The organism is Arthrobacter sp. 135MFCol5.1, from assembly GCF_000374865.1.
Taxonomy (GTDB): domain Bacteria; phylum Actinomycetota; class Actinomycetes; order Actinomycetales; family Micrococcaceae; genus Arthrobacter.
Map to the genome: position 1 here is coordinate 410,099 of NZ_KB895452.1, position 20,720 is coordinate 430,818.

23 protein-coding genes and 1 tRNA gene are annotated in these 20,720 nt (G+C 66.7%); 10 read left to right on the forward strand and 14 right to left on the reverse strand.

Translation table 11 applies throughout. The features are described from left to right. Positions 1 to 159: 159 nt before the first annotated feature. Together xseA and C563_RS0101840 are read left to right on the forward strand one after the other, a co-directional pair. Positions 160 to 1,494 (forward strand): exodeoxyribonuclease VII large subunit, encoded by a 1,335-nt coding sequence (xseA, locus tag C563_RS0101835; RefSeq protein ID WP_018760337.1) that lies wholly within the window; start codon positions 160 to 162, stop codon positions 1,492 to 1,494. After that, entirely contained in the window at positions 1,491 to 1,709 is a 219-nt protein-coding gene (locus C563_RS0101840) for an exodeoxyribonuclease VII small subunit (protein ID WP_018760338.1), read from the forward strand. The genes xseA and C563_RS0101840 overlap by 4 nt, the downstream gene beginning before the upstream one ends. 17 nt (positions 1,710 to 1,726) lie before the next feature. Here the strand turns inward: C563_RS0101840 and C563_RS0101845 are convergent, their stop codons facing one another. The 6 genes from C563_RS0101845 to C563_RS0101870 all read right to left on the reverse strand — a co-directional run bounded on the left by C563_RS0101845 (position 1,727) and on the right by C563_RS0101870 (position 7,523). Continuing rightward, positions 1,727 to 2,581, reverse strand: coding sequence for a polyphosphate kinase 2 family protein (locus C563_RS0101845; protein WP_018760339.1), 855 nt, complete (start codon positions 2,579 to 2,581; stop codon positions 1,727 to 1,729). Positions 2,582 to 2,632: 51 nt separating this feature from the next. Then, a complete protein-coding gene (locus tag C563_RS0101850; RefSeq protein ID WP_018760340.1) occupies positions 2,633 to 3,853 on the reverse strand; it encodes a pyridoxal phosphate-dependent aminotransferase in 1,221 nt (406 codons plus the stop codon). Positions 3,854 to 3,995: 142 nt separating this feature from the next. Then, complete coding sequence (locus C563_RS0101855) at positions 3,996 to 4,958, reverse strand: ABC transporter substrate-binding protein (protein ID WP_018760341.1); 963 nt, start codon at positions 4,956 to 4,958, stop codon at positions 3,996 to 3,998. Continuing rightward, positions 4,955 to 5,701 (reverse strand): ABC transporter permease, encoded by a 747-nt coding sequence (locus tag C563_RS0101860; protein WP_018760342.1) that lies wholly within the window; start codon positions 5,699 to 5,701, stop codon positions 4,955 to 4,957. The genes C563_RS0101855 and C563_RS0101860 overlap by 4 nt, the downstream gene beginning before the upstream one ends. Beyond that, positions 5,698 to 6,423, reverse strand: coding sequence for an ABC transporter permease (locus C563_RS0101865; RefSeq protein WP_018760343.1), 726 nt, complete (start codon positions 6,421 to 6,423; stop codon positions 5,698 to 5,700). Before C563_RS0101865 ends, C563_RS0101860 begins: the two co-directional genes overlap by 4 nt. Then, positions 6,423 to 7,523, reverse strand: coding sequence for an ABC transporter ATP-binding protein (locus C563_RS0101870; RefSeq protein WP_018760344.1), 1,101 nt, complete (start codon positions 7,521 to 7,523; stop codon positions 6,423 to 6,425). The genes C563_RS0101865 and C563_RS0101870 overlap by 1 nt, the downstream gene beginning before the upstream one ends. 228 nt (positions 7,524 to 7,751) lie before the next feature. Between C563_RS0101870 and C563_RS0101875 the strand changes: the two genes are divergently transcribed. Continuing rightward, on the forward strand, positions 7,752 to 8,771 hold the full coding sequence (locus tag C563_RS0101875) for a pirin family protein (RefSeq protein WP_026264276.1): 1,020 nt from the start codon (positions 7,752 to 7,754) through the stop codon (positions 8,769 to 8,771). Here the strand turns inward: C563_RS0101875 and C563_RS0101880 are convergent. After that, positions 8,768 to 9,715, reverse strand: coding sequence for an N-acetylglucosamine kinase (locus C563_RS0101880; RefSeq protein ID WP_018760346.1), 948 nt, complete (start codon positions 9,713 to 9,715; stop codon positions 8,768 to 8,770). The genes C563_RS0101875 and C563_RS0101880 overlap by 4 nt on opposite strands. Beyond that, positions 9,712 to 10,695: a LysR family transcriptional regulator gene (locus C563_RS0101885; RefSeq protein ID WP_018760347.1), complete on the reverse strand. Its 984-nt coding sequence runs from the start codon at positions 10,693 to 10,695 to the stop codon at positions 9,712 to 9,714. The genes C563_RS0101880 and C563_RS0101885 overlap by 4 nt, the downstream gene beginning before the upstream one ends. A gap of 148 nt (positions 10,696 to 10,843) precedes the next feature. Here C563_RS0101885 and C563_RS0101890 point away from each other — a divergent pair, with 148 nt between their 5' ends. Together C563_RS0101890 and C563_RS0101895 are read left to right on the forward strand one after the other, a co-directional pair. Next, complete coding sequence (locus tag C563_RS0101890) at positions 10,844 to 12,082, forward strand: MFS transporter (RefSeq protein ID WP_018760348.1); 1,239 nt, start codon at positions 10,844 to 10,846, stop codon at positions 12,080 to 12,082. Between the two features lie 140 nt (positions 12,083 to 12,222). Beyond that, positions 12,223 to 12,726 carry an Lrp/AsnC family transcriptional regulator gene (locus C563_RS0101895; RefSeq protein WP_018760349.1) on the forward strand — a complete coding sequence of 168 codons (504 nt, stop codon included), beginning with the start codon at positions 12,223 to 12,225 and terminating at the stop codon, positions 12,724 to 12,726. 40 nt (positions 12,727 to 12,766) lie between these two features. On the opposite strand, the gene C563_RS0101900 is transcribed toward C563_RS0101895, so the two are convergent. Beyond that, complete coding sequence (locus C563_RS0101900) at positions 12,767 to 14,011, reverse strand: MFS transporter (RefSeq protein ID WP_018760350.1); 1,245 nt, start codon at positions 14,009 to 14,011, stop codon at positions 12,767 to 12,769. Between the two features lie 169 nt (positions 14,012 to 14,180). Here C563_RS0101900 and C563_RS0101905 point away from each other — a divergent pair, with 169 nt between their 5' ends. Together C563_RS0101905 and corA are read left to right on the forward strand one after the other, a co-directional pair. After that, positions 14,181 to 14,675, forward strand: a complete 495-nt coding sequence (locus C563_RS0101905; RefSeq protein ID WP_196803301.1) for an Lrp/AsnC family transcriptional regulator — start codon at positions 14,181 to 14,183, stop codon at positions 14,673 to 14,675. Further along, positions 14,676 to 15,671: a magnesium/cobalt transporter CorA gene (corA, locus tag C563_RS0101910; RefSeq protein ID WP_018760352.1), complete on the forward strand. Its 996-nt coding sequence runs from the start codon at positions 14,676 to 14,678 to the stop codon at positions 15,669 to 15,671. 74 nt (positions 15,672 to 15,745) lie between these two features. Here the strand turns inward: corA and C563_RS22530 are convergent, their stop codons facing one another. From C563_RS22530 to galU, 5 genes are all read right to left on the reverse strand, one after another. Next, positions 15,746 to 15,898 carry a hypothetical protein gene (locus C563_RS22530; protein WP_018760353.1) on the reverse strand — a complete coding sequence of 51 codons (153 nt, stop codon included), beginning with the start codon at positions 15,896 to 15,898 and terminating at the stop codon, positions 15,746 to 15,748. 82 nt (positions 15,899 to 15,980) lie between these two features. Beyond that, positions 15,981 to 16,053 (reverse strand) — tRNA-Ala (locus tag C563_RS0101920). 132 nt (positions 16,054 to 16,185) lie between these two features. Beyond that, the gene (locus C563_RS0101925; RefSeq protein WP_018760354.1) at positions 16,186 to 17,106 is read right to left on the reverse strand and encodes a hypothetical protein; all 921 of its coding nucleotides are present in this window, start codon (positions 17,104 to 17,106) and stop codon (positions 16,186 to 16,188) included. Between the two features lie 105 nt (positions 17,107 to 17,211). Further along, positions 17,212 to 17,832 carry a GNAT family N-acetyltransferase gene (locus C563_RS0101930; RefSeq protein WP_018760355.1) on the reverse strand — a complete coding sequence of 207 codons (621 nt, stop codon included), beginning with the start codon at positions 17,830 to 17,832 and terminating at the stop codon, positions 17,212 to 17,214. A gap of 4 nt (positions 17,833 to 17,836) precedes the next feature. Next, a complete protein-coding gene (gene galU / locus C563_RS0101935; protein ID WP_026264278.1) occupies positions 17,837 to 18,742 on the reverse strand; it encodes a UTP--glucose-1-phosphate uridylyltransferase GalU in 906 nt (301 codons plus the stop codon). Between the two features lie 103 nt (positions 18,743 to 18,845). On the opposite strand from galU, the gene C563_RS0101940 reads away from it, so the two are divergent. From C563_RS0101940 to C563_RS0101950, 3 genes are all read left to right on the forward strand, one after another. Further along, positions 18,846 to 19,466, forward strand: a complete 621-nt coding sequence (locus tag C563_RS0101940) for a 5-formyltetrahydrofolate cyclo-ligase (RefSeq protein WP_018760357.1) — start codon at positions 18,846 to 18,848, stop codon at positions 19,464 to 19,466. 112 nt (positions 19,467 to 19,578) lie between these two features. Continuing rightward, the gene (locus C563_RS0101945) at positions 19,579 to 19,842 is read left to right on the forward strand and encodes an FmdB family zinc ribbon protein (RefSeq protein ID WP_018760358.1); all 264 of its coding nucleotides are present in this window, start codon (positions 19,579 to 19,581) and stop codon (positions 19,840 to 19,842) included. A 111-nt stretch (positions 19,843 to 19,953) separates the two neighbouring features. Next, entirely contained in the window at positions 19,954 to 20,685 is a 732-nt protein-coding gene (locus tag C563_RS0101950) for an RcpC/CpaB family pilus assembly protein (protein ID WP_018760359.1), read from the forward strand. The last annotated feature ends 35 nt before the right edge of the window (positions 20,686 to 20,720 follow it).

A 20,720-nucleotide genomic window follows, 5' to 3' on the forward strand; every position in this document is an offset into this window, starting at 1 on the left:
GCAGGTCCTTCGGGGTTGGGGGCCTCACTCCATCCTAGGCAGGCCCGCTGGCCGTCCCTGTCAGCCCCGGGTGCTAGACCTTTTGGATAAGGTTGATTGACCGCCCACAACAGTTGAAGGACCCCATGCCCGCAGCACCAGCCCCGCACCGGCGTCCGCATGTCTGACGAGGCGTCCCTTCCGGGTGCCGCGCCCACCACATTGCCGGCCACCGCAGCGGAAACCAGCCCGGACAATCCCTGGCCTCTGCAACTGTTGTCGCAGAAGCTGAAGGCGCACATCGACCGGACCCCGTCGGCGTGGGTGGAAGGCCAGGTCATCGAACTGAACCGCCGGGGCACCAACGCGTACATCACCCTTCGCGACGTTGACGCGGAAGTATCGCTGCCGGCGTCCGTCTGGACGAAAGTGCTGGAGCGGCAGAACCTTCCGCTCGAGCGGGGCTCACGGGTGGTTGCACTGCTGAAGCCCGAGTTCTGGATGAAGACCGGACGGTTGAACATGCTGGTCCGGGACATCCGTCCAGTCGGCCTGGGCGACCTTCTGGCCAGGATCGAACGGCTGCGCCAGGCCCTGGCCGCGGAAGGCTTGTTCGCCGATTCGCGGAAGAAGCCCCTGCCGTTGCTGCCGCACCGCATCGGCCTGATCACCGGCCGCGACTCGGACGCGAAGAAAGACATCCTGCGCAACGCGGCATTGCGGTGGCCGGCTGTGGAGTTCGAGATCCGCGAAGTGGCGGTGCAGGGCAACACCGCCGTGTCCCAGGTTGTCAGGGCACTTCGTGAACTGGACGGGCTGCCGGAGGTTGACGTCATTGTCATTGCCCGGGGCGGTGGCGCCCTGGAGGACCTCCTGCCGTTCAACAGCGAGGACCTGGTCCGGGCGGTGGCCGCTGCGGCAACTCCCGTGGTCAGTGCCATCGGGCATGAGGCGGACCGCCCGCTGCTGGACTACGTTGCCGATCTTCGGGCCTCCACGCCTACGGACGCTGCCAAGCGGATCGTTCCGGAAGTCTCCGAAGAACTGGCAGGCGTCCGCCAGGCGCGGGAACAGCTGCGGCGCTGCATGGAACGGCTGGTGGACCGGGAGTCGGACCGCCTGGCCGCACTCCACTCGCGGCCCGTGATGGCAGCACCCGAGGGCATGGTTTCCGTCCGCGCCGAGGAAATGGAGCGGCTGCTGCGGCGCTCCTCGGCGGCCGTGAATTCCACGGTGGTGCGGGCGGCGGACCAGCTGGAGCACCTGAAGGCCCAAGTGCGCGCACTGTCACCGCAGAAGACGCTCGACCGGGGGTACGCCGTCGTCGAACTGGCAGGTGACCAGAGCGCCCGGATCGCAGCGTCCGGGCACGCCGTCGTCCGCCGCCCTGCTGAGGCGCCGGCGGGCTCCGCTTTGTCCATCCGGGTGGCGGAGGGCCGGTTTGGCGCCACCTCCACCGGGCTGCTGCAACCAGGCAAACCAAACCACCAGCAAGGATTGGAAGAGAAGGCATGACCGAACAAAAACCGGAGCCGGACGTCGCGGGGCTGAGCTACGAGGACGCCCGGGAACAGCTCATCGCGGTGGTGGGCAGGCTGGAAGCAGGAGGGGCAAGCCTCGAAGAATCCCTGGCATTATGGGAGCGCGGAGAGGCGCTGGCCGCACGCTGCGAGGAGTGGCTGGAGGGCGCACGGAAGAGGTTGGCAGCCGCGCGCGACCAGCCGCTCTAAGCCGCCGCAGCCGCCCGTCAGGACCGGGCCACGAGCTCCCGTTCAATGTCCACGTCGAACTCTGCTTTGGGCCACTCCAGGCGAAGATCGGACAGTGCCGACATCACCAATTGCTGCACGGCGATCCGGGCATACCACTTCTTGTTGGCCGGAACCACATACCAAGGGGCCGCCGCCGTGCTGGTTGCGTCAAAGGCGGCCTGGTAGGCCGCCATGTAGTCGTCCCAGAAGGCCCGCTCCTTCAAGTCACCGCTGCTGTACTTCCAGTGCTTGGCAGGATTGTCCAGGCGGGCCAACAGCCGGGATTTCTGCTCATCCCTGCTGATGTTGAGCATCACTTTGACGATCCTGGTGCCGGCGTCGGCCTGGCGTCCCTCGAATTCGTTGATGGCCCGGTATCGCCGGGTGATCTCTTCCGGCGTGGCCCAATTGTGGACCCGGTGGATGAGGACGTCCTCGTAATGGGAGCGGTCGAAGATCCCCACCATACCGGCCGCCGGCACCTCCTTCTCGATGCGCCAGAGGAAATCGTAGGACTTCTCCTGCTCGGAGGGGGCCTTGAACGCCTTGAACTGGACGCCTTGGGGGTCCATGGTGGCCATGACGTGGTTGACGATGCCGCCCTTGCCTGCGGTGTCCATCGCCTGCAGGACCAGCAGGATCCGCTTCTTCCCGCCGAACCGTGACTCCGCGAACAGCTTCTCCTGCAGCTCCGTGAGCTTCCCGTCCAGGTCAGCCAGCAGCGCTTCGCCGTCAGCTTTGTTGCCGCCGTAGCCCGGAGTGGCGTCAGGGTCCACCGCGGCCAGGGAAAATCCCTTGCCAACGCGCAGGGTGTCAGAGGGGTGCTGGTCGAAACCGACAATGCTGGCCACGGGGGTCCTTCCCTGGGAGGTTCACGGACGCGGTGCGCCCGTGACCACAGGCTAGTTCCCCTGGTACCGGCTTAGGAAGTCCCCCATCCGGCCGATGGCTTCCTCAATGTCCTTCACATTCGGCAGCGTGACCATGCGGAAGTGGTCCGGCCGCACCCAGTTGAATGCACGGCCATGCGACACCAGGATCTTCTGTTCCCTCAGGAGGTCAAGGACAAACTTCTCGTCATCCCTGATGTGGTAGACCTCCGGGTCAAGGCGCGGAAACAGGTACAGCGCGCCCCTTGCCTGCTGCGTGCTGACACCCGGAATCGCGTTCAGCATGTCGTAGGCCTTGTTGCGCTGTTCCAGCAGGCGGCCGCCCGGAAGGATGAGGTCGTTGATGCTCTGGTAGCCGCCGAGTGCGGTCTGGATGGCGTGCTGGGCCGGGACGTTGGCGCAGAGCCGCATGTTGGCCAGCAGGTTGATGCCTTCCAGGTAGTCGGCGGCTTCCTTCTTGGGCCCGGAGATGGCCATCCACCCGGCCCGGTAGCCGCACACCCGGTACGCCTTGGACAGGCCGCTGAAGGTCAGGCAAAGGACGTCGTCGCCAGTGAGCTTGGCGAGGTTCACGTGGACGGCGTCCTCGTAGAGGATCTTCTCGTAGATCTCGTCGCCAAAGATCACCAGCCCGTGCTTCTCGGCCAGCTCCACGATGCGCTTCAGCGTGGCTTCGGGGTAGACGGCGCCGGTGGGGTTGTTGGGGTTGATCACCACGATTCCCTTGGTGCGGGGCGTGATCTTCGCTTCCATGTCCTCAAGGTCCGGCTGCCAGCCGGACTCCTCATCGCACAGGTAGTGGACCGGTTTGCCGCCGGCGAGCGCCACGGAGGCGGTCCAGAGCGGGTAGTCCGGCGTGGGAATGAGGACCTCGTCACCGGAATCCAGCAACGCCATCAGGGACATGGTGATGAGCTCGCTGACGCCGTTGCCAAGGTAGATGTCATCAACGTGGATGTTCTGGATACCGCGGGTCTGGTAGTACTGCGACACGGCGGTGCGTGCGGAAAAGATGCCGCGGGAGTCACTGTAGCCCTGGGCGTGGGGCAGGTGGCGGATCATGTCCACGAGGATGGCGTCCGGGGCCTCGAATCCGAACGGCGCAGGGTTGCCGATGTTCAGCTTGAGGATCCTGTGGCCCTCCGCTTCCATCTGCTGGGCGGCCTGCAGGATCGGTCCACGGATGTCATAGAGGACGTTGTTGAGCTTCGTGGACTGCCTGAATTCTGCCATCCCTCAAATATGCCACAGGAAGGATGCATCACCGTTGAGACCTCCGCCACACGCACGACGGCGGCTGCCGGACCTTTGGAAGTCCGGCAGCCGCCGTCGTGATCACCTGCTCCTCCCCGGCCGGGAGGGGAAGGGCGGGCTGTTACTTGACGATGCCCTTGTCCTTGAGCCAGGCGGCTGCTGCCGTCTTGGCATCCTGCTTCTGGCTGCCGCTGACAGCCCGGTTCAGGTTGATGAGGTCATCGGTGGTGAGGATGCTGGACACGGAGTTCAGGGCCTGCTTTGCCTTGTCCGTCATCTTCGCCTTGTTGTACAGCGGCAGGACCTGCTGGGCGATGAAGTTGTTCTTCGGATCCTCAAGCACCACCAGGTCGTTGTCGGCGATCGAAGGCGTGGTGGTGTAGATATCGGCCACCTGAACCTGGTTCTCAAGGAGCGCCTTGAGCGTCACCGGGCCGCCGCCGTCGCTGAAGGGCTCCAGCTTCTTGGGCACGCAGTTGTAGTTCTTCTTCAGGCCCGGCAGGCCGTATGCGCGCTCACCGAACGTGGCCGGAGCACCCACCACGATGTCGCTGCAGACCTTGGCAAGGTCTTCGATGGACTTCAGCTGGTATTTCTCCGCCGTTGCCTTGGTGACAACCATGGCGTCCTTGTCCTCGGCCTTGGACGCGTCGAGCACGGCCAGGCCGTCCGGGAGCTTGCCCGGCAGTGCCTTGGCGATGTCGCCGGCGGAAACCTCGGTGGCTTCCTTGTTGACGTAGAGCAGCAGGTTGCCGCTGTAGTCCGGTACCACGTCCACGGAACCATCCTGGACGGCCTTGAAGTAGACCTCGCGGGAGCCGATGTTCGGCTTGGTGGTGGCGGTGATTCCGTTGGCGTTCAGGGCGCCGGCATACAGTTCGGCGATGATTTGGCTCTCCGGGAAATCAGCGGAACCAACCACCAGGGACGTTGCCCCGCCGGAGGCGCCGCCGCTGGATGCCGGCGCGTTGCTCAGCGGATTGGACGAACCACCGCAGGCGGACAACGCCATTGCCAAGCCAAGCCCGGCGGCCAGGCCGCCGAAGGCCCGCCTGCCGAGGCGTGGGGGACGGCTATCTTTCATGACTTACCTCCTTGTACAACAGTCTCCGCAACCACGGGGTCTGTGAGATCAACCGCAGCCTCCTGGCTGCGGTGGGACTGCTTCGAGGTGCCTGTTGCCAGGAACAGCCTCTGGAATAGGGACAGGACCAGGTCCACGGCGATGGCCAGGACAGCGATAAGCAGGGACCCGCCCAGCATCTGGGGAAAGTCGCTCAGGACCAGGCCGTCGAAGAGATAGCGGCCCAGGCCACCCAGGTTGATGTAGGCAACCACGGAAACCGTGGCGATCACCTGCAGCACGCCGGTCCGGAAGCCGCCGAACATGACCGTGAGGGCATTGGGCAACTCGGCCCGGAACAGGACCTGCAGTTCGGTCATGCCCATGGCCCTTGCGGCGTCCACCACGTTGCGGTCCACGCTGGAGATACCGGCGTACGTCCCGGCCAGGAGCGGTGGGACGGTGAGGATCACCAGGGCCCAGATCGGGGGCATCAGCCCAATGCCGGCCAGCAGCACGAACAGGATCAGCAGGCCCAGGGTGGGCAGGGCCCGCAGCGCACCTGCCAGGGCCACCACAGCCACCCTCCCCCTCCCGGTATGGCCAACGAACAATCCAACCGGGACCGCGATGGCGGTGGCGATCAGCATGACCAGCCCGGTGTACTGAAGGTGCTCGACCACGCGGGTGGGGATGCCCATGCTTCCGGACCAGTGCATCGGGTCGGCGAGCCAGGCAACGGTGTCCGAGATGACGTTGCTCATGCTCCCCCTCCCGTCCCGCTTGCGGCGAGGGGGCCTGCGGCGGTTGATGCCTCGGTGTGGCTGCCGCCGTCCCCGCGTCCGCGCCGTTTGCCCGTCCGTTCCCACGGTGTGAGGACACGTTCCAGCAGGACGAGGAGGGCGTCCATGACCAGCGCCAGGACCAGGATGGCGACGATCCCCACCACCACCTCGGTGACGAAGTCGCGCTGGAGCCCGTCAGTGAAGAGCATGCCCAGGTTGCCGACCCCCAGCAGGGCGGCAACGCTGACCAGGGAGATGTTGCTGACGGACACGACGCGCAACCCGGCGAACATCACCGGAAGGGAGAGCGGCAGGTCGACCTTCAGGAAGCGTGCCAGCGGCTTGAATCCCATGGCCTGGGCGGCCTGGCTGACCTCGGCGTCCACCGAGTCGAAGGCGTCCAGCGCCGCGCGAACCAGCAGCGCCACAGCGTAGATGGTGAGCGCCACCACGACATTGACGGGGTCCAGGATGCGGGTGCCCAGGATGGTGGGGAGGATGATGAACAGTGCCAGCGAGGGAATGGTGTACAGCAGCGACGACGCCGTCAGTACCACAGAGCGCAGCGCACCACTCTGCCTGGCCAGCTGGGCGAGCGGAACGGAGATCACCAGGCCCAGGACCATGGGAACAAGCGCCAGGACCAGGTGCTGGCCGCCGCGCTCGAAGACCATGCCGCTGTTGGCCAGGAACCACTCCATCAGAGTGCCGCCTGCCGCAGCTGCCGCGCTTCCTCGATCAGTGCCAGGACCTCGCCGCCGCGGACTACCCCCAGCACCCGGCCGTCGGGGTCCACGGCAACACCAAGGCCCGACGGCGATGACAGGGCCGCGTCCAAGGCCCGCCGCAGGCTCTCGCCGGGGCGGAACAGCGACCCGCCGGGAACAAGTTCAGTTTCGGTGCCGGGTGCCGACCATCCCAGGGGCCGCTTGTCCGCATCCACCACCAGCTGCCAGCCCCCGGCCGCGCCGTGGTCCGACACGTTTCCCTGGGCGCCCCGGATAATTGTCGGCACGGGGTGCAGGACCACGCCGTCGGACGGGGTGAACCCAAGGTGGCGGAAGCCGCGGTCGCGCCCCACGAAGGAGGCGACGAAATTGTTGGCGGGCGCCCGCAGGATCTCCTCCGGAGTAGCGTATTGGGCCAGTTTGCCGCCGGTAGCGAAGACGGCCACCCTGTCCCCGAGGATGGTGGCCTCGTCAATATCGTGGGTGACGAAGACGATGGTCTTGGCGAGGTCTTTCTGCAGGCGCAGCAGTTCCTGCTGGAGTTCGTCACGCACCACGGGGTCCACGGCACTGAACGGCTCGTCCATAAGGAGCACCGGTGGGTCTGCTGCGAGGGCGCGGGCAACGCCGACGCGCTGCTGCTGCCCGCCGGAGAGCTGGGAGGGGTAGCGCTTGCCAAGGGACGACGCAAGGCCCACAACGTCCAGGAGTTCCGAGGCGCGTTTGCGGGCGTCAGCCTTTGAGACACCGTTCAGCCGGGGGACGGTGGCGATGTTGTCCAGGACCGACCGGTGCGGCAGCAGCCCCGCCGACTGCATGACGTAGCCCATGGAGCGGCGCAGTTCCGCGGCCGGGACGGAGGTGACGTCCTTGCCGTCCACCGTGATGGTTCCCGACGTTGGTTCCACCATGCGGTTGATCATCCGGAGCGACGTCGTTTTGCCGCAACCGGAAGGACCGACAAAGACGGTAATGGTGCCCTTGGCGATGGACATGGACAACCCGTCCACGGCAGGCTGGCCGCCGGGGTACTGCTTGGTGACGCTCTGGAACTCGATCATCGCCTGGTCCATGGTGCGGACTTACCTGTTCTCTCGGACGGGCTGATCCCAGCACCGCGACTTTGCCATCAGCACGCTGATAGTTACGGTAACCCAATCAGGGGCCGGGTTCACCAGATCTGGCCCCAAACCCCACAAAGGAATCCCTACTGTGACCATTCGGTGCCGCGGCGGGGGCGGATGGGTATCCGGGCGGGAAAGAGCATGTCCGGCCGGCCGGGGCCCGCCTAAAGTGGAGGCGTGACCAATTTGGAAGTTTCACCCCAGCAGGAAATCTGTCCCCCGGCCCCGGCGGAAGGGAGATCCGGACCCTGCCTGCAGTTGTGGCCGGAGCGCGAGGTGCCGCTGGGCGGGGTGCGCGCCATGAACGTCAAACGCACATTGCCGCAGCGCGGGTTGCCGACGATCGGGGCATGGTGCTTCCTGGACAGTTTTGGTCCGGACCGGACAGCGATGTCGGTCCTTCCCCATCCCCACATCGGGCTGCAGACCGTGACGTGGCCCTTGGCAGGACATATCCGGCACCGGGACAGCGTGGGCAGTGACGTGGTTGTTCGGCCTGGAGAGCTGAACATCATGACTGCCGGGCACGGGGTGTCGCACTCCGAGTTCGCAGTGCTTCCTGCCGACGGCGGCGGGTTGCCGCTGCAGCGGGGCCTGCAGCTTTGGGTTGCGCTTCCCGATGCCCACCGGCACCGGGCGCCTGCCTTCGAACAACACCGGGAGTTGCCGGTGGCGGATGGCCGCGGGTTCTCAGCCACGGTCATGGTGGGTGAGTTTGGCGGCGTGGTGTCTTCCGCCACGATGTACTCGCCAATTGTGGGCGCAGACGTCGCCTGTGAAGGGGACGCGGTTCTGCCGCTGAACCCGGACTTTGAGCACGGTGTCCTGGTGCTCGACGGCGGCCTGGCGGTGGACGGGCAGGATCTGCCTGCGGGGCCGCTGGGCTACCTGGGCGCCGGGCGGAGCGAACTGGAGGTCCAGGCACGCCCGGGCACCCGATTCCTGCTGATCGGCGGTGAGCCTTTCGGCGAGGAACTGTTGATGTGGTGGAACTTCGTGGGCCGCACGCACGAGGAAGTGGAACAGGCCCGCGGGGACTGGGAGGCCCAGGCAACACTTCCGGACGCCATGGCCGCCGGCGCCCGCTACGGCCTGGTGCACGGACACGGGCCGGATGCCGGGGCCGAAGCCGGCCGCATCCCGGCCCCGCCCCTTCCGGGGGTCCGGCTGACGCCCCGGAAACGCACCGTGGACTAGGCGGGCCGGGCCACCAGCTCCAGCACACCGAAGACAGGTTCCTGGTCCAGGACCCTGACGTCCGTGACTCCGGCGTCGGCCAAATTCCGGCGGAAGGAGTCCTGCAGGGGCACCACGTTCATGCCCAGGCCGCCGCCAAGGATCACCGGACCGTGGAGTCCCAACTGTGTCAGCACCTGGCCGGCCAGCGCGGCAAGGTCCTTGCCGGCCTGTTCCAGCAGGGCTGCGCTGTCCCCGTGTCCTTCTGCTGCTGCCTCCACGACGTGCCTGGCCTGCTGCGCCCAGAACCGCCTCCCGGTTTCGGGTGAGTGGAACAGCGCTATGAGCTTGTTCGGGTGGTCCAGTCCGCAGCTCTTGAGCAGGGCGGAAGTGAGTTGATCGATCGGCAGTCCTTGGTTCATCCGGCGCAGGCTGTGCCGCACCGCTTCCCTGCCCAGCCAATAGCCGCTGCCTTCGTCCCCGAGAAGGTAGCCCCAACCGCCTGCCCTGGCCTCGCCGCCGTCGGCATTGCGTCCCCAGGCGGCCGAGCCGGTGCCCGCAATGACCGCCACTCCTGTTCCGGCCCGCCCGGCGGCGAGCAGGAGGCGCGAGTCGTGCACAACGGTGACGGTGGCCCCCGGGACGAGGGGCTGGATCAGGCCGGCAAGGGCGGCGGCGTCCTGGTCGGTGTCGATGCCACCGGATCCGGCGTATACCCGTGCCACGGGGCCGGCTCCGATCCGGGCGAAGAGGTCCGCCAGGTTGCGGGCTGCCTCATCCCGGGTGACGTTCTGGACGTTGGAGCTTCCGGCGGACTCGTCGGCGACGGGGATGCCGTCCTCGAAGCGGACGCCATGCGTCTTGGTGCCGCCGATGTCCAGCCCGATCGTGATGCCGTGCAGTGGATTGGCGGGATTGTCAGCGGGCCCGGCGTGGGTGGTGGGGGTGTTCTGGGTGTTCGTCACGTCACAAGGGTACTTGCCCGGGTGGCCAGGCCGGCCACCAGGCCCGGGCCTTCGGCCACCACCAGTTCGCGGAACAAGCGTGCCGGCGCAGGCTCGGCGCCGGGTTTCCTGCGCCGCCAGCTGACGCCGACCTCCCGGAAGGCCAGCCGGGAATCCAGCGGTACTTCCACCCAACCGAGGTCTCCGGTTTTGGGGCGGCCGGTCCAGCCCGGTGCCCCTGCGGCGGGTGGCAGGATGCCGACGCCGAGCCCGGCTGAGACGATCCCGCGGACTGTGTGGGAGTCCTGGCTTTCGAAGGCGATGCGCGGCCGGAACCCGGCGTCCCGGAACAGGGCGTCCGTCAGGGAGCGCAGACCATAGCCTGGGCCGAGCGCTACGAATGGCTCGGTCCTGATGTCAGCCAGCCGGGCCGTCCGCTGCCGCGCCAGCGGGTGGGCATGGTGGACCACCAGCCGGAGCGGCTCACGGTACAGCGCCGCCGAATCAAGGGTGCGTCCAGGGGCGGCAACCGGAGCCGTGAGGGCAAGGTCGGCTTCCCCTGCTGCCAGTTCCTCAATGCAGGAGTCCCTTGCGCCCTGGCTCAGCCGGAACCCGGTCCCGGGATGCCGGGCGCGGAAGGTGCTGATCAGCAGGGGCAGCGTGGCCTCGCCGAAGGTGTGCTGGAAGGACACGGAAACCGTCCCGCGGACCACCTCGGACTCATTGCGCACCAGATCCAATCCGGCCTGGAACTCCGCGAGCGCCTGCTCGATGTAGGGCAGGAGCGTGCGCGCGGCAGGGGTAAGGCGGACGCCGCGTCCGTCCCTCACCAGGAGCTCGGTGCCGACGGCGGCACTTGCCCGGGCCAGCGCTCGGCTCACCGTTGACTGGGGTACGCCCAGAAGCTCGGCGGTTTCCGTGACGTGCTCGGTCCGGCCGAGTTCAGCCAGGACCGGAAGAAGCGGCAGGAGCTGCGCCAGTTGCTTGCGGTCCGGTTCCACTTCCGCTTCCTTCCTTGCCCGCCGGGGAACGCCTGTCTTCCGAGCGGCCAGCGGGGCGGCGCATCTGGTCGGCAAATTCGGTTTTGCTATGAGTTTGACATAAAACATGCATTGGATGCATCAGTTGGGGCGGGACTACGCTGGCGGGATGCCAAAGACTCAGCGCGGCGGCGTTGCCGCTCCCCCACGCTGGACCGGCCACGCCAAGGGATCCAAGGCCTACGGGCGCATCCTCGCCGGACTGTCCTGCGCGGGTGTGGCGACGTTCGCGCAGCTCTACTCCACGCAGGCCGTCCTCCCGCTGCTGGCATCCGACCTGCAGGTCACCGCCGCCGAAGCCGCGCTCACCATCTCGCTGGCCACCGTTGGCCTGGCAGCCACCGTCATTCCCTGGTCTTTCCTGGCGGACAGGATCGGCCGGGTCAAAGCCATGATGTGGGGCATTTCCACGGCCACCGTCCTGGGACTGCTGGTGCCGTTGTCATCCGGGTTCGCGATGCTTCTGGCCCTGCGACTGCTGGAAGGAATGGCCTTGGGCGGCATCCCCGCGATTGCCATCGCCTATCTCAACGAGGAGGTCAGCAAAGCCCACGCGGCGCTCGCGGCAGGAAGCTATGTAGCCGGGACCACCCTGGGCGGCTTGTCCGGCCGGCTGGTGGCGGGCCCGGTCGGCGAACTGTGGGGATGGCGGACCGCGGCCCTGGCCGTTTCCCTGCTCGCGACAGCCGCCGCCGTCGCGTTCCTGGTCCTCGTTCCCAGGGCGCAGGGCTTCGTGCCCGCGAAGGTGGCCGGACTCCGCGGAGCCCTGCGGATGCTCGGCGGCCATCTGCGCAATGTCCGCTTGCTGGCCATCTATGCGCAGGCCTTCCTGATGATGGGTGGTTTCGTGGCCGTCTACAACTATCTCGGTTTCCGGTTGTCGGGCGCCCCCTTTGGACTCCCGGCCACCGTTATCAGCCTGATCTTCCTGGCGTACCTGTCCGGGACGTTCTCCTCCCGCTGGGCAGCCACCATGGCCACCCGGTTCGGGCGTCGCAACGTCCTCCTGGCAGGGCTTGCCCTTGCCATGGCCGGACTCGCCCTGACCCTGGCCTCGAGCCTGGTGCTCATCCTGGCCGGCCTGGTGGTGTTCACCGGGGGCTTCTTTGCGGCCCACAGCATCGGTTCCGGCTGGACGGGCGCCATAGCCAGCACCGGCCGGGCCCAGGCGGCGTCGCTGTACAACCTGGCGTACTACCTTGGCTCCAGCCTGCTCGGCTGGGCCGGCGGCCTGGTTTTCCAGGCCTGGGGCTGGAACGCCCTGGCGGGAGCCGTGATCGCCCTGGCGTGCCTGACGGCCGCAACTGTCGCCGTCGTCCACCCTGGAACGGACCCCGCCGCCGCCTGACGGCCTTGGACCGACTCGAATTAACAGGCTTCAAGGCACCGCCGGGCAGCCTGAATGTTCGGCGGGGCGTGCTCCTGTACCGCGGATGACGGCGTTTCTGCGGTCTAGGATGAACAGAGGACCCGTTGGAAGGAAACGCTGTGAGCACGAATGCCAGGAACATCAGGCCCGGGGCGCACCTGGAACCCCTGGATGCCATTGACGAACGGCTCCTGGCAGCCTTGGTGGCCGATGCCCGGATCTCCAACAAGCAACTCGCCGAGATGGTGGGAATAGCCCCGTCGACCGCCCTGATGCGCACCCGCGCTTTGTCTGAGCGGGGCATTGTGCAGGGCTACGAGGCAAAGTTGAGCCTGTCGGCGATCGGCAGGTCTGTGCAGGCACTGGTGGCCGTGCGGCTCCGCGCCCACGACCGCGACCAGATCGACCGCTTCACGGCACGGGTACCGCACCTGCCGGCTGTCCTCTCCACCTTCCATACGTCCGGGTCGGTGGACTACCTGCTGCACATCGCCGTCGGCAGCACCGAAGACCTTCGGGACTGGGTGCTGGACAACCTGGCTACCGACCCCGTCGTGGGCCATACCGAAACCACCCTGGTCTTCGAACACATCCAGGGCAACCACGGCCCGCTCCCGGAGTAGCGGGGCGCCTGGCTGTGACCGGGGTTGCCCGGTAATGCCGTCAGGCGGCGCTGCGCCTGGCGGACTGAACGAGCGTCGCGGCGGAGAGGACCAGCGCCGCCGCGCCGCACACCAGGACGAAGCCCTGGACCGCCGCGCCCATCCCCACCGCAGCGCTGGCCCACCCCAGGCCAAGGACCGGAACCGCGCTTCCCAGATACGTAATGACATAGACGGTGCTGATGATCTGCGCGTGCCGGGCGGGCTCCACCCTGGCCGCGACATCGTTGAAGACGGTCCGGAACGCCAGTCCCTGCCCCACGCCGGCGGCGACCGCAGCTGCCACCAGCAGCGCCGGGTTGTGCCAGGCACCGGCGGCTCCCAGCATCACCACCGAAACGCCAAGGACAGCAAGGCCCGCCGGCACCGTGAACCGGCCTCGAACTGTGACCAGCTGGCTCAGGGCTGAAGCCCCCAGCGGCAGGCCTGCCAGGATGCCGATCAACGGCCGGGAATCCGTGGCCAGGACCTGGGCGAAATAGCCGGGAGCCAGCGAAAGGCTGAAGCCAAAGACTGCAAAGCTGAGGAAGCCGACGCCGGATGCCAGCCAGAAGGCTCCGCGCGCCTGGCGTGACACGGAAGGGCGCCGGGGCGCCAGGGCGTGGAGCGGCCGCGTCGGTGCCGGGGCCACGATGGCAGGTCGCGCACGGATCAGGTACAGCGGAACCAGGAGCCCGGCGAGCAGCAGGGAGTGGACGACGTAAGGGGCCGTGGTGGCGCCGGGAAGCAGCGACAGCAGGCCGCCGATGACCGGGCCTGCGGCGACGCCTCCTGAGGAGGCCAGGAGCGTAAAGCGCGATGCCCACTCCGGCCGGGATGGAAGCAGCTCCCGCAGGGCGGCGGCACTGGCTCCGGTGGCAAGTGCCACGGCGGTTCCCTGCAGTGCCCGGCCGGCACAGAGGGCAGCGAGCGACTGCGCTTCCGCAAAGATCCAGCCGCCGGCCAGACCCGTCAGCACAGCAACCAGGAGGGCTGCCCGCCGTCCGATGTGGTCCGACCAGTGGCCGGCCACCAGCAGGGTTCCCACCAGCGCCAGGACGTAGCTGGCAAACGCTGCCGTGACGTCCAGGCTCGAGAGCCCAAGGCTGGACTGCAGGAGGGGATACAGCGGTGTGGCCAGGTTGGCGCCTACGAGGAGCATGAAAATGACCGCACCCGAAATAACCAGCCGGGCCGTGGTGGAGGCATTCCACCCGGCGTGGGTGGCCGCTGCCGGGCGCATGCGCAGCTCACTGAAGACCGTCATCGTGCCGCCTTAGGGATCGCCGCAGCGGACAGTCCTTGTGGGACGCCGGCGCGGATACAACTGTGATGCTTCAAGGGTGCGGCAGGGTTGCGCGATCCAACAGTTATTGGATGGATAATTGAGCACAATCATCAAATATCGGATTCCAATGTGGTTGAGAGTGACGATCGTGAACAAGTTGGACCCCACTGACCTGAAGATCCTCCTGGCCCTGATCAAGGATCCGCGGATACAGATCGGGGAACTCAGCGAGTCGCTGGGTATTGCCCGGAACACCGCGCAGTCCCGGGTGCGCCGAATGCTCCGCGCAGGTGTCCTGCGTCCGGGCGGCCGCGAGGTTGACCTGGATGCGGTGGGCTATGACGTCGTGGCCTTCGTGACCATCGAGGTCTCCCACCGGGAACTGGACGGGGTGGTGGCGGCGCTGCGGCTTATCCCGCAGGTCCTGGAGGTCCACGAAATCTCCGGCCGCGGGGATGTCTGGTGCCGGGTGGTGGCCACGGACACGCACAATCTCCAGGCATCGCTGCGCCAGGTCCTGAGGATCAAAGGGGTCATCCGGACTGAGACGGTGCTGGCCCTGCACACCCATATCCCCTACCGGACAGAGCCCCTCATCAGCGGCCTCAGCAATGCCGCGTCCGCGGCCGCTAGGATTTCCTGAATGACCATCATCGATAACGCCGTCTACGTCAACGGTGTCCGCCACGCGGAGCCCGAAAGCCTGGAGCAGACCTTCGAAACCCTTGCCCGGCATGGTGGCATGGCGTGGATCGGGCTTTACCGGCCCACGGCGGACGAAATGGCGGCGGTGGCGGCGGAATTCGGGCTGCACGGCCTGGCGGTGGAGGATGCGGTCTCAGCCCACCAGCGGCCCAAGCTGGAGCGGTACGACGACAATCTCTTTACCGTCCTGCGCCCGGCCCGGTATGTGGACTCAGACGAAACGGTGGAATTCGGCGAGCTCCACGTCTTCACGGGCAAGAACTTTGTGGTCACGGTACGCCACGCCGAAACGGCCGGCGTAGCCAGGGTGCGGCAGCGCCTGGAGGCCCGGCCCGACCTCCTCCAGCATGGGCCCGAAGCCGTCCTGTACGCCCTTTTGGACCGGGTGGTGGACGACTACGCCCCGGTGGTGGCCGGGCTCGAGAACGACATCGACGAAATCGAGGACCAGCTCTTCAGCGGCGATTCTTCGGTGTCCCGGCGGATTTACGAATTGGCCCGGGAAGTCATCCAGTTCCAGCGCGCCATCCATCCCCTCCCGGAAATGATGGACCAGCTGAAGCGTGGTTTCGAAAAATACGGGGTGGAGACCGATTTGCGGCACAACCTGCGGGACGTTGAGGACCACGTGGAACGGGTGATCTCCCGCGCAGACTCCTTCCGCGACATTTTGCAGAACGCGCTGACCCTGGATGGGACACTGACGGCAAACCGGCAGAACGAGGTCAGCGCCGAGCAGAACGAGCAGGTCAAGAAGATCTCGTCCTGGGCGGCCATCCTGTTCGCACCGTCGTTCGTTGCCGGCATCTACGGCATGAACTTCGACAACATGCCTGAGTTGCACTGGCCCTGGGGCTATCCCATGGCGCTGGGCCTGATGGTGGCCGCAGCGGCACTCATGTACGGAATCTTCAAGAAGAAGGGCTGGATTTAAACCAAACGCCCAAGGCGCCACCCCATTGTGGAGGGTGGTTCCTTGGGCGTTTGGCGCGTTGCGTCAGGATCAGGTCAGGCGTTGGTCCTGCGCTTGAGCCAACCCCAAACACCTGTTGCGACGAACAGGACCAGGCCGATGATGGCGAGCCAGAGCAGGCCCTTCACGACAAAGCCGACGATGGACAGAATGAGCCAAATGACAAGAAGTCCGATGATTATTCCCATGGGGCCACTCTAGGCCCGCCATGCAGTAACGGCCCGGGCATTCGACTGCGTTTCGCCCATAAACATTGCGCTGGGGGCAGGGTGGAGCTAAGGAGATTCGAACTCCTGACCTCTTCGATGCGAACGAAGCGCTCTACCAACTGAGCTATAGCCCCGGAATTGACCGCGGCCTGCGTGGTACTCCAGGCCGGTGCGGAACCGGTGTCCCTAGGCTACAAATAATCCGTGTCCAACACCAAATTGACGCGCCCGGTGCGGCACAGCGGATGGGAATGCTTGCCGGCCGCCTATGCCCGACGGCGCTGGAGGACGTCGTCGAGGTTGCTCAAGGCACTCTGTGCCTTGGTCAATTGAGGTGAACCCGCAGGCTGGGACGCGGCTTCCGGGGCGTCGGCACCGGCGGCCCCCTGCTTCAGCGACGGTTTGCCAACCGCTTTCGGAGCCTCCGGCAGTTCAAGTGGCAGCGGCTCGGGGCGCTCAGCTTTGGCTGCCTCAACGTAGGTTGGCCTCGGAACGTCAACAGGCTCCCACGGACTGCCCACGGGAGCGACTGCCGACGCGGCGGCCGCACTGGTGTCACCGGCGGCAACGGCGACGGCGAGGGCCGCCTCACGCAGTTCCATTGCCGTGAGCGGTTTGGCCTTGGCCTCACCCGCTTCGGCGTCAAACAACGGGCTTTCCGGCCGGGCCGGAGCTGTATCGGTTTCGGGCACGGTGACGGGGTCCGGCTCCTGGCGCCGGGAAGGCGCATTCATGGCGGAGCGGAAGGCCGCGTTGACCTTCGCTTTGCGGTCCCGGAGGGCCAGCCAGCGGAGCAGGGCCACCGCGCCGAAAGCCAGCGCAAAGGCGGTGAGGGGAAGCGCGGGCGATCCCACACCGAAGGGAAGGAGCACACCTGAGATGAACGCGGTCACCAAGCACAGCAGACCCGCCAAGGCCACTGCCGTCCGGCCGTACCGGATGCGGAACCGGGCCGGGGGCGGGGTGCTGGCAGCGCCGGCAGCGGCTGCGGCGCTCTTGTTGGGTTCCATGGCTTTCTCCTGCTGGGCGACGACGTTCAACACTTTGCCGGCGGTCTGGTCCGGCCTTTCATCGGCGGGGACGTCTGCCAGGAAGTCGCCGGCGGCCTGGACCTGGCGCCTTCGGTTCCGGAGGACGTACGGGGCGACCCAAAGGATCCAGAGCGCGACGGCAACCACGAGGATCACTGAGCTGCTTAGGGGGAAGTCCACACTCAAAACCGTATGAGCATCATGCCTGCTCAGGCCGCATTAGCCCCGGTGTGTCGTACCCCTGTCCACAAACCGATGGATTTATGACGGGCGGGACGCCAGCCACGGCGCCAGCAGGCCCGCCGGGACTTCTTCGGAGGTCAAGGCAAACGAACGGTGATCCGCCCACCGGCCATTAATGTGCAGGAAACGGGGCCGGTATCCCTCATCCCGAAATCCCAGCTTCTCCACCACCCTCAGGCTGGGCGCGTTCTCCGGCCGGATGTTGATTTCCATCCGGTGCAGGCCAAGGGTCCGGAAGCAGTGGTCTGTCACCAGGGCCACGGATGTGGGCGCGATCCCCCGGCCGGCCCGGGCTTGATCCACCCAGTACCCCAGCGTGGCCATCATGGCCGAACCCCACACAATCGAGGACACCGTCAGCTGGCCCACGATGGCCGGATTCCGAAGTCCCGGCGTCCGCTCGGTGATGACGAATGGAAGCGCCGTGGCCTGGGCCGCCTGCGCGTTCAATGAGCGCACCATATGACGGTAGTCGGGCAGCCCGCCTCCCGGTTCGGGGTTGGAGGCCTCCCAGGGCGCCAGCCACTCGCTGTTCCTGGACCGCACCTCGGTCCATTCCCTTTTGTCGCGGTAGCGGATGGGCCGCAGGACCAGGTCACCGCATTCGAGGGTGACCGGCCAGATGGGACCGGTACGCACGGCGTCAGCTGGAAAGGCCGGCGGTGAAACCGGGCAGCCATTCCCGCAGGCCGGGGCCCAGGTCATCGCTGTCGACGGCCAGCTGGACGCAGGCCTTCAGGTAGCTGAGTTTGTCCCCGGTGTCATAGCGGCGGCCGCGGAACACCACACCGAAGACCCCGTAGCCCTCCCCGTCTCCGGACGCGAGTTCCTGCAGGGCATCGGTCAGCTGGATCTCGCCGCCGCGGCCGGGTGCGGTGTGCTCGAGGACATCAAATACCGCGGGGTGCAGGACGTAGCGGCCGATCAGCGCCAGGTTGGACGGTGCTTCCTCGGGTGAGGGCTTCTCCACGAGCCGGTTGACGCGGACATAGCCTTCGCCGTCCAGTTCCTGGACGTCGGCGCAGCCGTAGGCACTGATCTGTGCCGGCTCCACCTCGATGAGGGCGACGACGGACCCGCCGGTCTTCGCCTGCACGTCGATCATTGTGCTCAGCAGTTCGTCACGGGCATCGATGAGGTCATCACCCAGCAGGACAGCGAAGGCTTCGTCGCCGACGTGTTGTTTGGCGCGGAGCACGGCGTGGCCCAGGCCGTGCGGGTCGCCTTGCCGGACGTAGTGGATGTCGCCCAACTGGCTGGCTGCCTGGATGGAGGCGAGCTTCTCCGTGTCGCCCTTGTCGGCAAGCGTCGATTCGAGCGAGGGCACGCGGTCGAAGTGGTCTTCCAGTGCACGCTTGTTTCGGCCCGTAATCATCAGGATGTCGTTCAGGCCCACATGGACGGCTTCCTCCACCACGTACTGGATGGCAGGTTTGTCCACGACGGGGAGCATTTCCTTCGGCATTGCCTTGGTGGCCGGCAAGAACCTGGTGCCCAGGCCCGCTGCTGGGATGACGGCTTTGCGGACTCTGGGGTTACTGGTAGTCACCGGACTAATCTAACGTCAGCGTCAAGCATTTCAGTAACCACCGGCACAGCGGGCCGTCATCCGCCCGTGACGCCGCGGAACGCCGGTACCAAGGAAGGACACCATGCAGGAGCAGACGAATCCCGCGAAGGACGATATCCGGGCGGCCCACCGGCGCCGGCGCGCCGCGCTGACGGAGGCGGAGCTGGACGCCGCCGGTTCGGCATTGGCTCGCCACGGGGAAGCCTGGGCAGCATCCGTCACCGCGGGGCGCCCAGGCACCGTATGCGTCTACCTGGGTGTCGGCAAGGAACCGCCCACCATGCCGCTGGTCAAGGCGCTGCACGGCAGCGGCCACGAGGTCCTGCTTCCGGTATGCGAGCCGGGCCGGGAGCTGAGCTGGGTGTTCTGGACCCCGGACACCAGCTTCGAACGCAGCCGGTACGCGCCCATCCTGGAACCCGCCGGGAGACGGCACGGGCCCGACGCGGCCGGAAGCGCAGCGGCGCTCATCATTCCCGCCACTGCCGTGGACCTGTCAGGCAACAGGATCGGCCAGGGGGGCGGCTACTACGACACCTTCCTGGGGCATCTCGCCACTGCCGGGAAGGAAATACCGCTGGCCGCTGTTATCTACGACAGTGAATTGCTTCCCGCGGGGCGGATTCCTGCCGAGGAATTCGACCGCCCGGTCCCGGGTGTCCTGATGCCTTCCGGGTACCGGGGCCTGGCGGGTGGCGGCTGAGCCCGGTCCCTTCCGGGCGCAGTGATAGAATTAGCACTCAGGCCCTGCGACTGCTAACGGATTACCGGGTGGCAGCACGGGACCTCTCGTTTGCCCAAGAGGAGGAGCACCAGTGCCAACATATGCTTACGCCTGCAAGGATTGCGGCCACGCCTTCGATATCGTCCAGTCGTTCTCGGACAGCAGCCTGACATCCTGCCCCGAATGCGAGGGCACGTTGCGCAAGAAGTTCAACAGCGTGGGTGTGGTTTTCAAGGGCTCAGGTTTCTACCGTACCGACTCCCGCGACTCCAAGGGCAGCTCGGTCTCCCCCGCCCCGGCAGCGACGCCGGCGACGCCGGCGGCATCGCCAGCCCCGGCTGCAGCGGCCAGCTAGCCCCAAGCACTGATGACGACGACGGCCGGCACCTTCGGGCGCCGGCCGCCTTTGTCCACATAGCCGCAGCCACCACTGTCCTGCCGCTTCGGCTGCCCATAGCGTGGGCGCATGCCTGCATATCCACGCCGCGGCCGCGACAGCCTCCGGATTCCCACGACGTCCCGCACCACCGGCCGTCCCGCCAAGGCCAACCACCCCATCCCGGCGCGGGTTGCGTCCTGGCTGGGCCGCAACCGCCGCCTGGCCGCCGCCCTGGTCCTGTGTGCAGCGGCGGCCATCACTGTCAATCAACTGACGCCGGCTCCGCTCTCGACCGTGACAGCACTTGCTGCTGCGCGGGATCTTCCGGCAGGTACCGCTGTGACGGCGGCAGATTTGGCCAGCGTTCATGTGCCGCCCGGGATGGTGGCGGAGGGCTTCCTCCAAGACACTGCCGCAGCCGCCGGCAAGCAGCTCGCCGGTCCGTTACGAAAGGGCCAGCTCGTTACCGACGCCCAACTCCTGGGACCGGGCCTTCTCGTTGGGACGCCTCCGGGCTCGGCCGCGGTTCCGCTCCGCATGGCGGACCCGTCCTCCATTCAGCTGGTGGCCCCGGGCCAGTTGGTCAATGTGGTGCTCACATCTGCCAACGGGTTTGACCAGCAAGGCCCCTCCGAGGTGCTGGCGTCTGCGGTTCCCGTGCTGTGGACTTCGAACAAGGGCGGCCAGGGTGGCCAATGGCTTGGTACAACGGAGACCGACGGGTTGATAGTGGTGGCAGCAAACGCGGAACAGTCATCCCGGCTGGCTGGAGCGTCAACGCAGGGCCGGCTCTTCTTCGTCCTGGTTGGTCCGCCGTGACACCACGGTACGATTCCTCAACAACTTCCGGGTTG